This is a genomic window from Brevundimonas sp. FV1ye7S, assembly GCF_058680995.1.
Window position 1 is genome coordinate 2,663,960 of the sequence record NZ_CM178726.1, and the last position, 15,505, is coordinate 2,679,464.

At 68.2% G+C, this 15,505-nt stretch carries 14 protein-coding genes; 8 read left to right on the forward strand and 6 right to left on the reverse strand.

What is annotated here, in order from left to right; translation table 11 throughout:
* Positions 1 to 19: 19 nt before the first annotated feature.
* From murB to murC, 4 genes are all read right to left on the reverse strand, one after another.
* Positions 20 to 928 (reverse strand): UDP-N-acetylmuramate dehydrogenase, encoded by a 909-nt coding sequence (gene murB / locus ACW18C_RS13010; protein ID WP_492071300.1) that lies wholly within the window; start codon positions 926 to 928, stop codon positions 20 to 22.
* Positions 925 to 1,320, reverse strand: coding sequence for a type II toxin-antitoxin system VapC family toxin (locus tag ACW18C_RS13015; protein ID WP_292150265.1), 396 nt, complete (start codon positions 1,318 to 1,320; stop codon positions 925 to 927). The genes murB and ACW18C_RS13015 overlap by 4 nt, the downstream gene beginning before the upstream one ends.
* Positions 1,320 to 1,565 (reverse strand): type II toxin-antitoxin system VapB family antitoxin, encoded by a 246-nt coding sequence (locus tag ACW18C_RS13020; RefSeq protein WP_292150264.1) that lies wholly within the window; start codon positions 1,563 to 1,565, stop codon positions 1,320 to 1,322. Before ACW18C_RS13020 ends, ACW18C_RS13015 begins: the two co-directional genes overlap by 1 nt.
* A 67-nt stretch (positions 1,566 to 1,632) precedes the next feature.
* Entirely contained in the window at positions 1,633 to 3,045 is a 1,413-nt protein-coding gene (gene murC / locus ACW18C_RS13025; RefSeq protein WP_292150262.1) for a UDP-N-acetylmuramate--L-alanine ligase, read from the reverse strand.
* 279 nt (positions 3,046 to 3,324) lie between these two features.
* Here murC and ACW18C_RS13030 point away from each other — a divergent pair, with 279 nt between their 5' ends.
* Both ACW18C_RS13030 and ACW18C_RS13035 read left to right on the forward strand, forming a co-directional pair.
* Positions 3,325 to 5,412, forward strand: a complete 2,088-nt coding sequence (locus tag ACW18C_RS13030) for a carbon starvation CstA family protein (protein ID WP_492071303.1) — start codon at positions 3,325 to 3,327, stop codon at positions 5,410 to 5,412.
* Positions 5,405 to 5,668 carry a YbdD/YjiX family protein gene (locus ACW18C_RS13035; RefSeq protein ID WP_492071305.1) on the forward strand — a complete coding sequence of 88 codons (264 nt, stop codon included), beginning with the start codon at positions 5,405 to 5,407 and terminating at the stop codon, positions 5,666 to 5,668. Before ACW18C_RS13030 ends, ACW18C_RS13035 begins: the two co-directional genes overlap by 8 nt.
* Position 5,669: 1 nt before the next feature.
* On the opposite strand, the gene ACW18C_RS13040 is transcribed toward ACW18C_RS13035, so the two are convergent.
* Positions 5,670 to 6,944, reverse strand: a complete 1,275-nt coding sequence (locus ACW18C_RS13040; RefSeq protein WP_492071307.1) for a S41 family peptidase — start codon at positions 6,942 to 6,944, stop codon at positions 5,670 to 5,672.
* A gap of 50 nt (positions 6,945 to 6,994) precedes the next feature.
* Positions 6,995 to 7,705, reverse strand: a complete 711-nt coding sequence (locus ACW18C_RS13045) for an SDR family NAD(P)-dependent oxidoreductase (RefSeq protein WP_492071309.1) — start codon at positions 7,703 to 7,705, stop codon at positions 6,995 to 6,997.
* A 41-nt stretch (positions 7,706 to 7,746) separates the two neighbouring features.
* Between ACW18C_RS13045 and ACW18C_RS13050 the strand changes: the two genes are divergently transcribed.
* The 6 genes from ACW18C_RS13050 to ACW18C_RS13075 all read left to right on the forward strand — a co-directional run bounded on the left by ACW18C_RS13050 (position 7,747) and on the right by ACW18C_RS13075 (position 15,502).
* The gene (locus ACW18C_RS13050) at positions 7,747 to 8,448 is read left to right on the forward strand and encodes an HAD family hydrolase (RefSeq protein ID WP_492071311.1); all 702 of its coding nucleotides are present in this window, start codon (positions 7,747 to 7,749) and stop codon (positions 8,446 to 8,448) included.
* A gap of 67 nt (positions 8,449 to 8,515) precedes the next feature.
* Positions 8,516 to 8,890 (forward strand): ribonuclease E inhibitor RraB, encoded by a 375-nt coding sequence (locus ACW18C_RS13055; RefSeq protein WP_230307711.1) that lies wholly within the window; start codon positions 8,516 to 8,518, stop codon positions 8,888 to 8,890.
* A 25-nt stretch (positions 8,891 to 8,915) separates the two neighbouring features.
* Positions 8,916 to 12,215, forward strand: coding sequence for a carbamoyl-phosphate synthase large subunit (gene carB / locus ACW18C_RS13060; RefSeq protein ID WP_492071314.1), 3,300 nt, complete (start codon positions 8,916 to 8,918; stop codon positions 12,213 to 12,215).
* Positions 12,215 to 13,510 (forward strand): glycosyltransferase, encoded by a 1,296-nt coding sequence (locus tag ACW18C_RS13065; protein ID WP_492074032.1) that lies wholly within the window; start codon positions 12,215 to 12,217, stop codon positions 13,508 to 13,510. The genes carB and ACW18C_RS13065 overlap by 1 nt, the downstream gene beginning before the upstream one ends.
* 74 nt (positions 13,511 to 13,584) lie before the next feature.
* Complete coding sequence (locus ACW18C_RS13070) at positions 13,585 to 14,124, forward strand: hypothetical protein (protein WP_492071316.1); 540 nt, start codon at positions 13,585 to 13,587, stop codon at positions 14,122 to 14,124.
* Positions 14,125 to 14,182: 58 nt separating this feature from the next.
* A complete protein-coding gene (locus ACW18C_RS13075; protein ID WP_492071318.1) occupies positions 14,183 to 15,502 on the forward strand; it encodes an amidohydrolase in 1,320 nt (439 codons plus the stop codon).
* The last annotated feature ends 3 nt before the right edge of the window (positions 15,503 to 15,505 follow it).

Below are 15,505 nucleotides of genomic sequence, written 5' to 3' on the forward strand. Positions count from 1 at the left end.
GTGTGTCAAACCCCGACGATCAGAGGCGCCGGCCGATCCGCTTGATCTCCCAGTCCAGCTGAACGCCGGTCTTCGCCAGGACGTCGGCGCGCACCGCCTCGCCCAGGCCTTCGATGTCGGCGGCGGTGGCCTCGCCGGGGTTGATCATGAAGTTGGAGTGGAGGTCGCTGAACATGGCGCCTCCCCCGGTTTCGGCGTGCAGTCTGCCGCGCCAGCCGGCCTCGTCGACCAGTTTCCAGGACGAATGGCCGGGCGGATTCTTGAAGGTCGAACCGCCGGTCTTTTCGCGGATCGGCTGGGTGGTTTCGCGGCGGCTGGTGATCTCGTCGATCCGGGCCTGGACGGCGGCGGGGGCGTCGGGCGTTCCGCGATAGACGGCCTCGACCCAGATGATGTCGGCCGGTGCCTCGGAATGGCGATAGGTGTAGCCGAAGTCGGCCAGGGCGTAATCGACCCGTTCGCCCGACCGCGTCAGGCCCCAGGCCGAGACCAGAACATCCTTGGTCTCGGCGCCGTAGCAGCCGGCGTTCATGGTCAGGGCGCCGCCGACGGTGCCCGGAATCCCAGCGTAGAATTCCAGCCCCGCCAGCCCCGCCTTCGCGCTCGCCTTGGCCACCATGGAGTCCAGCGCGCCGGCGCCGGCCGTGATGGCGTCGCCGTCCGTCGTCACCTGCGCCCAGGGGCGCCCGGCCAGGCGGATGACCACCCCCTCGACCCCGCCGTCGCGGACGATGACGTTCGATCCGACGCCCAGCACGGTCACGGGGACGGACGGGTCCAGCGCCTTCAGGAAATCAGCCAGATCTTCGGCGTCCGCCGGAATGAACAGGGCCTCAGCCGCGCCGCCGACGCGGAACCAAGTGTAGGGGCCGAGCGGTTCGTCCCGCAGAAGCTTGCCGCGAACGGGGGGAAGGGTGATCTCGGTCATGCGGCTTCGATGTCGGTCCGGGAAAAGTCGTCGCCCTTGTACAGCAGGGGCGACCGCGCGTGGCGGGCGCAGGCATAGGCGAAACAGTCGCCGAAATTCAATGCCGCCGGGTGACGGCCCTTGCCGTATCGGACGTGGGCGCGGATCGCCTCGTGTCGCACCTCGGCGTGAATGGCGACCACCTCGATATTGAAGGTCTTCAAGAACGCCTCAACGGCGGCTTCGCTGTCGGTGATGTCCAGTTTCAGCCGACGCGCGACCGCGAGGACCGCCTCCCAGACGGCCATGGGCGACGTCGTCCGAAGAGGATAGGCTTCCAGGCGCGCATAGAGTAGCCGCGCGTCGTCCTCGTCGGTCAGGATGGCCGTAAGCGCCGAAGCGTCCACGAACATCAGTCGTCCTCATAGAGGCTGTCGATCCAAGCCTTGTCCACCGGCTGGCCCTCGGCGAGGTCGCCCCGAGCTATTAGAGCGCGGGTGAAGGCAAGGCCGCGCTCGACAAAGTCGGACGGCGTCTCGACCTGCTCCAACTGACGGCGCAGCGCGCGGCGCACCGCCTCCGTCTTGCTGATCCCTCCGATGCGGCTGAGGCGTTCAGCCATCTGATCGACTTCCGGGTCCTTCACATAAAGCGCCACGACATCCTCCAGGGATATACCGTCACACCGTAATATATACTTTCGAAATCCCCGGACAAGCCGAGCCTCACCCCAACGCCTCCAGCTGCGCCGGCAGGCCATAGGCCCAGCTGGTGATGTCGCCGGCGCCCAGCAGCACGACCACATCGCCCGGTTTGGCCTCTTCCTTGATCAGGCGCGGCAGGACGGCGGCGTTCTCCAGCGCCTGGACATGGCGGTGGCCATAGCGGCGGATGCCGTCGGTCAGGGCGTGCTTGTCCACCCCCTCGATCGGCTGTTCGCCCGCCGGATAGACGTCGGCGACGATCACGCTGTCGGCGTCGGAAAAGGCGGTCGAGAACTCGTTCATCAGGTCGCGCAGCCGGGTGTAGCGGTGCGGCTGGACCACGGCGATGACCCGGCCCTCAGTCACCTGGCGCGCGGCCTTCAGCACGGCGACGATCTCGACCGGATGGTGGCCATAGTCGTCGACGATGCGCACGCCGTTGACGACGCCGGTGGTGGTGAAGCGACGCTTGACCCCGCCGAAGCCGGCCAGACCCTCGCGGATCGCCTCGTCGGACACGTCCAGCTCGCGCGCCACGGCGATGGCGGCCAGGGCGTTGGAGACATTGTGCCAGCCGGCCATCGGCAGGTGCAAATTCTCGATCCGGTGGGTCTCGCCGTTCTGGATCACGACGTCGAAGCGGGCGCCGTCCGGCCCCATCTGGCAGTTGTCGGCCCGCACCATGGCCTGGGGATTGGTCCCATAGGTCACCAGCCGCCGGTTATCGATGGAGGCGACCAGCTTCTGCACCTCGGGATGGTCCAGGCAGACAGCGGCGAAACCATAGAAGGGGATGTTCTCGACGAAATCGACGAAGGCCTTCCGCACCGCGTCGAAGTCGCCGTAATGGTCCAGGTGCTCCGGGTCGATATTGGTCACGATCGCAACAGTAGACTTGAGCCGCAGGAAGCTGCCGTCGCTCTCGTCCGCCTCGACCACGATCCAGTCGCCGTCGCCGACCTTGGCGTTGGTGCCATAGGCGTTGATGATGCCGCCGTTGACCACCGTCGGGTCCAGACCGGCCGCATCCAGCAGGGCGGCGACCATAGACGTCGTCGTGGTCTTGCCGTGGGTGCCCCCGACCGCGATCGAGAATTGCAGCCGCATCAGTTCGGCCAGCATCTCGGCCCGGCGCACCAGGGGGATGCGGCGCTCGCGGGCGGCCTTCATCTCGGGATTGTCGGCCTTGACCGCCGTCGAATAGACCACGGCCGACACGCCCTCGCTGACGTGAGCGGCGTCGTGACCGATGAAGATCCGCGCGCCCAGCTTCTCCAGCCGTTCGGTGTTGGCGCTGGCCTTGGCGTCCGAGCCCTGAACCGAATAGCCGATCTTCAGCATGATCTCGGCGATGCCGCTCATGCCTATGCCGCCGATGCCGACGAAATGGACGGGACCGAGGTCGAACGGGACGGGGCGAAGGCGAGCGATCATCCGATGCGCTTAGCAAGGGATCGGGCGGAATGCACGGGGGTGTCTGCGTCCAATTCCGACGTCGGGACGTGATAGGCGTCGCGCAGGAGAACGGGCATGACGGCGAACGCGGTTCGGTCGATTTCAGACTATTCAGACTATTCAGACCCTGTTTTTCGGGCACAGGGTCTGAAACGGCCGCCGCTCGGCCGCCTACGACTTTAGTCGATTGGCCTTGCGGAAGCTTGTCGTGCAAACAGGCGTTGAGTGACCGCCAGGCGGTCAGGCAGGAGTATTTTCGTGGGCAAACTCAGCACCCCTATCATCTTCGGCGTCATCGCCATTCTGGGGGCCGTCTCCCTCGGCGTCATCGCCCTGCACCAGGGGGAGAGCATCAGCGCGGTCTGGATGGTGGTGGCGGCGGTCTGCACCTACGCCATCGCCTATCGCTTCTACAGCCGCTTCCTGGCCAACAAGGTCATGCAGTTGCAGCCCTCGCGCCCGACACCCGCCGTCCGTCGCGACGACGGCCTCGACTATGTGCCGACGCCCAGGAACGTCCTGTTCGGCCACCACTTCGCCGCCATCGCCGGCGCGGGGCCGCTGGTCGGACCGGTGCTGGCCGCCCAGATGGGCTATCTGCCCGGCGTGCTGTGGATCCTGGTCGGCGCGGTGCTGGCCGGTGCGGTGCAGGACATGATGGTCCTGTTCATGTCCACCCGGCGCGACGGCAAGTCGCTGGGCGACATGATCCGCACCGAAATGGGCAATATCCCCGGCATCATCGCCCAGGTCGGCGTCTTGATGATCATGGTCATCATCCTGGCCGTCCTGGCCCTGGTCGTGGTCAAGGCCCTGGCCGAAAGCCCCTGGGGCACCTTCACCGTCGCCGCCACCATCCCCATCGCCATCTTCATGGGCCTGTACACCCGCTTCCTGCGCCCCGGCCGCGTCGGCGAGGTGTCGGTCATCGGCGTCGTCCTGCTGATCCTGGCCATCATCGGCGGCGGCCATGTGGCGGCCGACCCGTTCTGGGGCCCGGCCTTCACCCTGACCGGCCCGACCCTGGCCATACTGATGATGGTCTATGGCTTCATCGCCTCGGTCATTCCGGTCTGGCTGCTGTTGGCCCCGCGCGACTATCTGTCGACCTTCCTGAAGATCGGGGCCATCGTCGCCCTGGCCATCGGCATTCTGATCGTGCGTCCACACCTGCAGATGCCCGCCGTCACCCCCTTCATCGACGGCACCGGCCCGGTCTTCGCCGGCGCGCTGTTCCCCTTCCTGTTCATCACCATCGCCTGTGGCGCCGTCTCGGGCTTCCACGCCCTGATCTCGTCGGGCACCACGCCCAAGCTGCTGGAGAACGAGAGCCAGATTCCGCTGATCGGCTATGGCGCCATGCTGTGCGAAAGCTTCGTCGCCGTCATGGCCCTGATCGCCGCCACGGTGCTGGACCCGGCCGTCTATTTCGCCATGAACAGCCCGGTCGCCATCATCGGCAATGATGCGGTCTCGGCCGCCGCCGCCGTGGCCCAGTGGGGCTTCCACATCACCCCCGGCGAGCTGGAGCAACTGGCCCGCGACGTGGGCGAGCACTCGATCCTGTCGCGCGCGGGCGGCGCCCCGACCCTGGCCGTGGGCATGGCCCACATCCTGTCGGGCGTGATCGGCGGCAAGGCCATGATGGCCTTCTGGTACCACTTCGCCATCCTGTTCGAGGCCCTGTTCATCCTGACCACGGTCGACGCCGGCACCCGCGTCTGCCGCTTCATGATCCAGGACCTGCTGGGCGTGGCCGTGCCGAAGATGCGCGAAACCAAGTCCTGGGGCGCCAATGTCGTCGCCACCGCCCTGACGGTCGGCCTGTGGGGCTATTTCCTCTACACCGGCGTGGTCGATCCCCTGGGCGGCATCAACAGCCTGTGGCCCCTGTTCGGCATCGCCAACCAGATGCTGGCCGCCATCGCCCTGATCCTGGGCACGGTCGTCCTGTTCAAGATGAAGCGCGAGAAGTTCGCCTGGGTCATGGTCGTCCCGGCGACCTGGCTGCTGATCTGCACCCTGACGGCGGGCCTGCAGAAGCTGTTCCACCCCGAGGTCCGCATCGGCTTCCTGGCCCACGCCCGCAAGTACCAGGAGGCTCTGGGCGCCGGCGAACTGATCGCCCCGGCCAAGACCGTGGGCGACATGCACCGCATCATCGTCAACGACTACGTCAACTCGACGCTGACGGCGGCCTTCCTGTTCGTGGTCGTGACCATGGTGGTCTACGGCGTCCTGGCCTGCCTCAAGGCCTATCGCAGCAACCGGCCGACCGTGCGCGAATATCCCGAGGCGCACGAGCTGACGGCGTCCGACGACGCGGCGGATATCGCCCGTGCCTAAGTCCGGGCTCCAGTCCGGGCCGGCTCCCGCCGCCACGCCGGACGACCTGCTCTGCCTGTGCCGCGATGCCGCCTTGCGGTGGGGTCGCGGCGTCAAGCGGACGGCGGGGGCCATGATCGGCCAGCCCGACTACGACGCCTATGTCCGCCACGCGGCCACGACCCATCCCGACCAGCCCCCGCTGGACAAGATCGCCTTCTTCCGCCTGCACGAACAGCGTCGCTTCGGCGGCTCGGGCGCCTTCAAGTGTTGCTGATCTAAAGGCCGGCGGGCTGGTCGGCCGACCGGACCCGGTCCGCTCCCTGCGCCTGGAGCGCGGCGATGGCCGCCTCCAGCGTCGGGTCCTCGCCCGCGCGGCGCTGGCTCACGGTGCGGGGCGCCGCGATGTCCGGGGTGACGCCGCGTTTCTCCAGCCGCACCCCGCCCGCCGTGACGAAGTTCGCCCGGCTCAGCGTCAGCTTGCCCCCGTCCGGCAGGTCCGTCTCCTGGGCGATCAGGACCGAACCGATGGTCTTCTCGCCCACCACTATGCCCCGCCCGGCCTCCTGCAGGGCGGCGGGCGTCAGTTCGGCCGCGCTGCGGCTGCCCCGGTCCACCAGGACCGCGACCGGATTGGCCACCGGCGCGCTGCGGTCGCCGCAGTCGCCTGAGGCCCGCAGGATCACGGGCCGCCCGTTCCGTCCGGTCCGGGTCGCCCAGACCTGGTCGCGGGGCAGGAAACAGGTCAGCACCGACTCGGCCTCCCACAGCCGGCCGCCCGGATTGGCTCTCAGGTCCAGGATCACGTCCACATCCGACGGCAGGCCGTCCAGCTCGCCGCCCAGCCAGCGCCCCAGCCCCGCATCGAACTGCTCCACCGTCAGCACCAGAACCCCCGGCCTGGACTTGTCGGCCGTGAACGGCTGCGGCCCGTCCATCAGCTGCGGGGTCAGGATGGTGTCGCGGCGCGCCCCGGTCTCGTCCGTCAGGACCAGATGGACCGGCGTCCCCTCCTGCACCTCCACGTCCGGTCCCCACGGCCGACCATCGACGCTGTCCAGGGTCCAGCCCAGCTGCACCCCCGCCGCCTGGGCCGGAGAACCGTCGCGCACCCGCTCCACCGTCCACAGATCGGGATCCTCGCCCCGCATCAGGGTCATGCCCATGACGGCCCGGCGTGCATACTGGGCGTCCTGACGGCGCACGGCGGCCGGCGGGCTGGCGCCGGCGTGGCCGTCGTCCAGCAGGTCGAGCATGGTGTTGACGACCCGGTACAGCGCCCGGTCATCCGAGGCCGCCAGGGCCTGGGGCCGGAACCGATCGCGCGCCGCGCCCCAGTCCACCCCATGCAGATCAGGATCGTAATAGCCGCGCCGCACCTCGCTCCAGACCGTGTCGAACACCCGCTGGTTCATCCGCGCCCGCTCGCGGCTGGGCGCGGCCACGACCGCCGCCGCCGGGGTCTCGGCGTAGGCCAGGGCCGCCGGCCCGCCGCAAAGCGGCAAGCTGAGCAACAAGAGGCTGAAAAGCCGGGCGGAACCTTTGACGGACATGCCGGCCATGTGACGCAAGACCGGTCCCGTCCTCAAGTCACGAATATGCGTTATTCGGGAATACGCGCCCCGTCCCAGGCGAACACCCCGCCGCTGTCGGCCGGCGTCAGCGCCGCCATGACCGCCAGCAGCCGTTCGGCGGAATAGTCGGGCGTGAACAGCCGCCCCTCCGCCACCCCCTTCTGGAACGGCGCGCTCAGGCCCGTATCGACCGTGCCGGGATGCAGGCCCGCGATCACGGCCAGCGGATGACTGCGCGCCATCTCGATCGCCAGATTGCGCAGGATCATGTTCAGCGCCGCCTTGGACGCCCGATAGCTGTGCCATCCGCCCAACCGGTTGTCGCCGATCGACCCCACCCGCGCCGACAGGGCCGCGAACACCGCCCGCCGGTCGCGCGGCGTCAGCGGCAGCAGGTGTTTCGCCGCCAGCGCCGGCCCCACGGCGTTGACGCGATAGTCCCTGAGCATGTGATCCGCCTCAAGCTGCCGCAGGCTCCGTTCGGGCTGGAACCCGTCATGCAGCACGCCCGTCGCCAGCACGATCAGCGTCGGCGCCGCGCCCTGGCCGATTCGCCGCGCCGCCTCCGCCAGACTGGCCTCGTCCTCCAGGTCGGCCGCCAGGGCCTGTGCGCCCGCGACCTCTTCCCCGGTTCGCGATATCGCCCAGACGGTCTGGTGCTTGCCCTCCACGATCAGGCGATCGACCAGGGCCCGGCCGAGGCCGCCCGTCGCCCCGATCACCACCGCCGATCCGTTCATCCCGTCTCCCCTCGCGTTTCGTCCCATGATAGGGGCGCGGCATGAACATCACCACGGTCGGCCTCGATGCCGACGACACCCTCTGGCACAACGAGACGATCTTCCGCCTGACCCATGCGCGGTTCGTCGACCTGCTGGACGATCACGGCGACGCCGCCACCATCGAGGCGCGGCTGGCCGAGACCGAACAGCGCAACCTGCGGCTCTACGGCTACGGCGTGAAGGGCTTCACCCTGTCGATGATCGAGACGGCCATGGAGCTGTGCGACGGCGGCGCCCCGCCCGAGGTCGTGCGCGAGATCCTGGCCGCCGGCCGTGAAATGCTGGCCCATCCGGTCGAGACCCTGCCCGGCGTGGACGAGGTGGTCTCCGAACTGGCCGAACACTACCGCCTGGTCCTGATCACCAAGGGCGACCTGCTGGATCAGGAACGCAAACTGGCGGCGTCGGGCCTGGGCGACCGGTTCGCGGCGGTCGAGATCGTCTCGGAAAAGGACCGGGCCACCTACGACCGCGTCTTCGCCCGCCACGGCACCGGCGCGGCCGAGGCCGTCATGGCCGGCAATTCGATGAAGTCCGACGTCCTGCCCGCCATCGCCGCCGGGGCCTTCGGCGTCCACATCCCCTACCACGTCACCTGGGCCCACGAACTGGCCGACGCCCCGGTGAACGAGCCGCGTTACGTCTCGCTGAGCCGCATCGACGAACTGCCCGACTGGATCACGGCGATCGGCAATGGATAAGCTCTTGCCCCCCCGCCCCTCCCTCTCTAAACGGGCCGCTTAACCGACAACCCGACGCGAGCTCCGCATGGCGACGCCCTGCGGCGGCTACGCGCGCGCAAACTATGAAGGAAGACGTCGCCCCTTGGACGCCTCGGACATCAGTCATGACGAACGCGACGCCATGGTGCGCGCGGCGCTGGCCGAACAGGGCGACAGCGGCGTGACCCCGCGCCACACGCTGTTCTTCTTCCTCGGCGACGAAGACGCCCATGGCGATCTGTGCGAGGTGGCGCGGCGCGCCGGCTTCATCGCGCGCGGCGACGGCGACATGACGATTCTCGAGACCACCATGGCCGTCGACGCGGAGAGTTTCGCTCCCGTCTCGTCCATGATGCAGACCTGGGCCGCGGCCTTCCAGCTGGAGTACGACGGCTGGGAATGCGCGGTCGTGACCCATTAGCGTTCAATAAGAAGAAGAGCTGGCGATGCCCAAGCGCACAGACATAAAATCCATCCTCATCATCGGCGCCGGCCCGATCGTCATCGGTCAGGCGTGCGAGTTCGACTATTCCGGCGTCCAGGCGTGCAAGGCGCTGAAGGCGGAAGGTTACCGGGTCATCCTGGTCAACTCGAACCCCGCCACCATCATGACGGACCCCGAGGTGGCCGACGCCACCTATATCGAGCCGATCACGCCCGAGATGGTCGAGAAGATCATCGCCAAGGAACGCCCCGACGCGCTTCTGCCGACCATGGGCGGTCAGACGGCGCTGAACACCGCCCTGGCCCTGGACGCGTCCGGCGCGCTGAAGAAGTACGGCGTCGAGATGATCGGCGCCAAGGCCGACGTCATCGACAAGGCCGAGGATCGCCAGAAATTCCGCGACGCCATGGACAAGCTGGGCCTGGAAAGCCCCCGCTCCAAGGCCGCCCATTCGATGGAAGAGGCGCTGGACGGACTGGAGTTCGTCGGCCTGCCCGCCGTGATCCGTCCCTCCTTCACCCTGGCCGGCACCGGCGGCGGCATCGCCTTCAATCGCGAGGAGTTCGAGGAGATCGTCCTGCGCGGCCTCGACCTGTCTCCGACCACCGAGGTGCTGATCGAGGAATCGGTGCTGGGCTGGAAGGAATACGAGATGGAGGTTGTCCGCGACACGGCGGACAACTGCATCATCATCTGCTCGATCGAGAACATCGACCCGATGGGCGTCCACACCGGCGACTCCATCACCGTCGCCCCTGCGCTTACGCTGACCGACAAGGAATATCAGCGGATGCGGACCGGCTCGATCAACGTCCTGCGTGAGATCGGCGTCGAGACCGGCGGATCGAACGTCCAGTGGGCGATCAACCCCGCCGACGGCCGCATGGTGGTGATCGAGATGAACCCGCGCGTGTCGCGTTCGTCCGCCCTGGCGTCCAAGGCCACCGGCTTCCCCATCGCCAAGGTCGCGGCGCGTCTGGCGGTCGGCTACACCCTGGACGAACTGCAGAACGACATCACCCAGGTCACGCCGGCCTCGTTCGAGCCGAGCATCGACTATGTCGTCACCAAGATCCCGCGCTTCGCCTTCGAGAAATACCCCGGTTCGGAGCCCCTGCTGGGCACCTCGATGAAGTCGGTGGGCGAGGTCATGGCCATCGGCCGCACCTTCCAGGAATCGATGCAGAAGGCCCTTCGCGGGCTTGAGACCGGCCTGTCCGGCTTCGACGAGATCGAGATCGAAGGCGTCGCCGATGTCGAGGACGCCGGCGCCGCCCGCGCCGCCGTGGTCCGCGCCCTGGGTATCCCTACGCCCGACCGCATCCGCGTCATCGCCCAGGCCTTCCGCCACGGCCTGACGGTGGAAGAGGTCAACGCCGCCTGTTCCTACGAGCCCTGGTTCCTGCGCCAGATCGCCGACATCGTGCGTGAGGAAGGCCATGTCCGGGTCAAGGGCCTGCCGACCGACCCGACCGAGTTCCGCCGCCTGAAGGCCAAGGGCTTCGCCGACGCCCGCCTGGCCCAACTGACCGGCGCGACCGAAAAGGCCGTGCGCCTGGCCCGTCGCGGCCTGAACGTTCGCCCGGTCTTCAAGCGGATCGACACCTGCGCGGCCGAGTTCGCCAGCGCCACCGCCTATATGTATTCGACCTATGAGACCGGCGCCCTGGGCCAGATCCCCGAGTGCGAGTCCCAGCCGTCGGACAAGAAGAAGGCCATCATCCTGGGCGGCGGTCCGAACCGGATCGGCCAGGGGATCGAGTTCGACTACTGCTGCTGCCACGCGGCCTTCGCCTTCGACGACATCGGCGTCGAGTCGATCATGGTCAACTGCAACCCCGAGACCGTCTCGACCGACTACGACACCTCCGACCGCCTGTATTTCGAGCCCCTGACGGCCGAGGACGTGCTGGAGCTGATCGAGGTTGAACGCTCCAACGGCGACCTGATCGGCTGCGTCGTCCAGTTCGGCGGCCAGACCCCGCTGAAGCTGGCCCACGCCCTGCAGGAGGACAACATCCCCGTTCTGGGCACCAGCGTCGACTCCATCGACCTGGCCGAGGACCGCGAGCGCTTCCAGCAGATGCTGGAGGCCATCGGCCTGAAACAGCCGCCCAACGGCCTGGCCCGAAGCGCCGAAGAGGCCGCGCAAAAGGCCGAAGAGGTCGGCTATCCCGTCGTCCTACGCCCCTCCTACGTCCTGGGCGGACGCGGCATGATGATCGTCCACGACCGCGAGCAACTGGACCGCTACGTCCATGAGGCCATGCGCGTCTCGGGCTCGGACCCCGTCCTGATCGACCACTATCTGAACCGCGCCACAGAGGTGGACGTGGACGCCCTGTGCGACGACGAAACGGTCTTCGTCGCCGGCGTGCTGGAACATATCGAGGAAGCGGGCGTCCACTCGGGCGACAGCGCCTGCTCCATGCCGCCCTGGTCCCTGTCAGCCGAGACGGTGGCCGAGCTGAAGCGCCAGACCACCGAAATGGCCAAGGCCCTGAAGGTGCGCGGCCTGATGAACGTCCAGTTCGCCATCGAAGAACCGCACAGCGAGAACCCGCGCATCTTCGTGCTGGAGGTCAACCCGCGCGCGTCCCGCACGGCGCCCTTCGTGGCCAAGACCATCGGCCAGCCGATCGCCTCTATCGCCGCCAAGGTCATGGCCGGCGTGCCGCTGAAATCCTTCGGCCTGACCGACAAGCCCTACGACCATATCGCGGTCAAGGAAGCGGTCTTCCCGTTCGCCCGCTTCGCAGGGGTCGACACCATCCTGGGCCCGGAAATGCGCTCGACCGGCGAGGTCATGGGCCTGGACTGGAAGCGTGAGGGCGAGGCCGACATGGCCCCCGCCTTCGCCCGCGCCTTCGCCAAGTCCCAGATCGGCGGCGGCACCACCCTGCCCACGGCCGGATGCGCCTTCGTCTCGGTCAAGGAGGACGACAAGCCCTTCATCGTCGAGGCGGTGAACACCCTGCTGTCCGAAGGCTTCTCCATCATCGCCACCAGCGGCACCCGCGACTATCTGGCGACCCAGGGCATCGAGGTCGGCCTGGTCAAGAAGGTGCTGGAAGGCCGCCCGCACATCGTGGACGCCATGAAGAACGGCGAGGTCCACCTGGTCTTCAACACCACCTCGGGCAAGCAGTCGCTGCAGGACAGCTTCAGCCTGCGCCGCACCGCCCTGATGATGAAGATCCCCTACTACACCACCACCGCCGGCGCCCTCGCCGCCGCACAGGCCATCGGCGCCATCAAGGCCGGCGACCTGGATGTGAGGCCGATCCAGGACTACGCGTGATGGAGGCCGCCGGTCGCATCGTTCTGGCGACCGGCGGCTCCCTAGGGGATCTGCACCCCTTCATCGCCCTGGGCCGCGCCCTGCAGTCGCTCGGCCATGACGTCGGGATCGCCACGGCTGTCGATTATCGCGACAAGATCGAGGCTGCGGGTCTGAGCTTTCATCAGGTCGGCCCCAGCATCGCCGACCTGACGCGCGACACCGGCATGGATCTGTCGGCCCTCACCGCCGCCATCGCCAAGTCTGATCGCTTCCTGTTCGGCGACATCCTGCTGCCCCGCGCAGAAGACGCCGCACGACAGCTGATCGCCGTCACCGAGGGCGCCGCCGCCGTCGTGGGCTCCACCCTCGCCATCGGGGCGCAGTTTGCGGCCGAGCATTGGCGCATTCCCTCCGTGGCCGTGTCGCTCCAGCCGACAATGGTCTTCTCGCGTTACGACCCGCCCTTCCTTCCCGCCGCGCCCTGGTTGAAACCGGCGACCAGCGGGCCTCAACTCTGGCTGAATGATCTCACCAGGGCGTTGGGTCGGATGAGCACGGCCCGCTGGACCGCGCCGATGAACGCCATCCGCGCCTCGCTGGGTCTGCCGCAGACCAAGGACAACATCGTCTTCGACGCAGGCCGTTCGGCGGACCTGTATCTCGGGCTCTACTCGCCCCTGTTGAGCCCCCGCCAAGCCGACGCCGCTCCCAACTTCGACGTCGTCGGCTACGCCGCCTATGACAGCGAGACCGGCGCGCCCTCCGCCCTTGCTCCCGACCTCGAGGCCTTCCTGAAGGCCGGGCCTCCGCCGCTGGTCTTCACCCTCGGCAGCGCGGCGGTGAACATCCCCGGCGACTTCTATGTCGAGAGCCTGAAGGCCGCCCGCCGACTAGGCCGTCGCGCCGTCCTGCTGGTTGGTCCCGACGGCGACCGAACCTTGGCCGAAGCCGACCCCGAAATCCATGTTGCGGCCTACGCCCCCTTCTCCCTTCTGTTCCCCCGCGCGGCGGCGATCGTGCATCAGGGCGGGATCGGCACCGTACATCAGGCCCTGAGCAGCGGTCGCCCGCAACTGGTCGTGCCTCACCTCGGCGACCAGTATGACAACGCCGCCCGCGTGGTTCGGCTGGGCTGCGGTCGGTCGCTGGCGCGACCTCGCTACAGGTCTGACACGGTCGCGGCGGCCCTTCGCGCGCTGGCGGAGGATCCGCTGGTTTCGGCCCGCGCCGAGGCGGTCGCCCCTCAGGTCCGCGCCCAGGACGGCGCCGCCAATGCGGCGGCGCGCATCGGCCGCCTTCTCGGCGGATCATGAGCAAAGCTTAACTGGACGCGCCCCGGCGCCCCATGATCCCCTTCCTGTCGATATCGACGAGGGGGACTTTCGATATGGCTGAGCCGCGCAAGGTTGGACCGGGCTTTTACGTCCTCCTGCTGTTGATCTCCGTGGCGACCTTCGTCCTTCACGAAGGGGCGCACTGGCTGGCCGGCGTCGTCCTGGGGCACGAGATGACGGTCACCCTGAACAGCAGCGCCCCGGTCGGCGCCGTACCCCGCGACCATGACCTGTTGATCGCGGCCGCCGGGCCCTTGGTCACCCTGGCCGGAGGCTTGATCGCCTTCGCCCTGGTCCTGACCCGCGACAGCCTGGCCGCCTATGGCGTCCTGTTCTTCGCCCTGTTCATGCGGCTGATGGCGGCGGTGATCAGCCTGATCAACCCGAACGACGAGGCCCGGATCAGTCTGGCCATGGGATTGGGCCTCTATGTCCTGCCCCTGATCATGGTGGGGGCGCTGTTGGTCCTGACGGTCGTCGCCAGCCGACGTCTGCGTCTGGGCTGGAAGACCAATCTGATGACCTATCTGGTCTCCACTGTCGCCGTCACCGCCATCGTCGCGGCCGACCAGTTCGTCATCGCGCCCGGCTGACGCCCTCTTGTCTCGCCGCGATCCCGGTCTAAGGTCGGGAAGGGACAGGGGATCGAACATGAAACGCGCGATATTGACCACGGCCGCTCTGGCTCTGGCCCTGGCGGCCGGGACGCCCGTCGTGGCGCAGGACGCCGGTCTGAAGGCGGCGGTGAAGGCGGATTATGACGCCAATCTCGCGACCCTGTTCGACTGGTTCCACCGCAATCCCGAACTGTCGGGGCAGGAGGTCCAGACCTCGGCGCGGCTGGCGCGCGAGCTGACGGCCCTGGGCTATCAGGTCACGACCGGCGTCGGCGGCACGGGCGTGGTCGCCGTGCTGAAGAACGGCGACGGCCCCACGGTCATGATCCGCGCCGACATGGACGGCCTGCCGCTGCAGGAACGCTCGGGCCTGGCCAACGCCTCGACGGCGCGTCAGTTGGACGCCGACGGGGTCGAAAAGCCGGTCATGCACGCCTGCGGCCATGACGTGCACATCACCGCCCTGGTCGGCACGGCCCGCCAGATGGCGGCGCGCAAGGCCAACTGGTCTGGCACCCTGGTCCTGATCGGCCAGCCGGCGGAGGAGCGGATCTTCGGCGCCCGCGCCATGATGCAGGACGGCCTCTATTCCCGCTTCCCCAGGCCGGACTACGCCCTGGCCTTCCACGTCTCGGCCGACACCCCGACCGGCAAGATCGAGGCCCCGCTGGACATCACCTCGTCCAGTTCGGACAGCGTCGATATCGCGGTGCGCGGCGTGGGCACGCACGGCGCCTATCCGCATCTGGGCGTCGATCCGGTGCTGGTCGCGTCCCAGATCGTGGTCTCGCTCCAGACCCTGCGCAGCCGCGAGGTCAATCCGCTGGAGGGGGCGGTCGTCACCGTCGGATCGATCCACGGCGGCATCAAGCACAACATCATTCCCGAACAGGTCGATCTGCAACTGACCGTCCGCGCCGACAGCCCCGAGGTCCGCACGACCCTGCTGGACGGGATCGACCGGGTGGCCCGCAACACGGCCCTGGCCCTGAACGTGCCCGAGGACCGGCTGCCCGTCGTGACCCGCTCGGCGACCGAGACCACGCCGGCGACCATCAATGACCGCGAGACCGCCCAGCGGGTGCGCGACATCTTCGCCTCGACCTTCGGGCCGGACGTGCTGCGCGACAGCCCGCGCACCGGCATGGGGGCCGAGGACTTCGCCTATTTCGTCCAGCCCGAGACCGGGGTGAAGGGCGTCTATTTCAGCGTCGGCGGCACGCCCGAGGCCGAGCTTGAGCAGGCCGCCGGCCACCATTCGCCCCTGTTCAAGATCACGCCGGAACCGGCCGTCACCCTGGGCGTCGAGGCCTCGGTCGCGGCGGCCGAAGGCCTGATGCCCCGCACGAACTAGGAA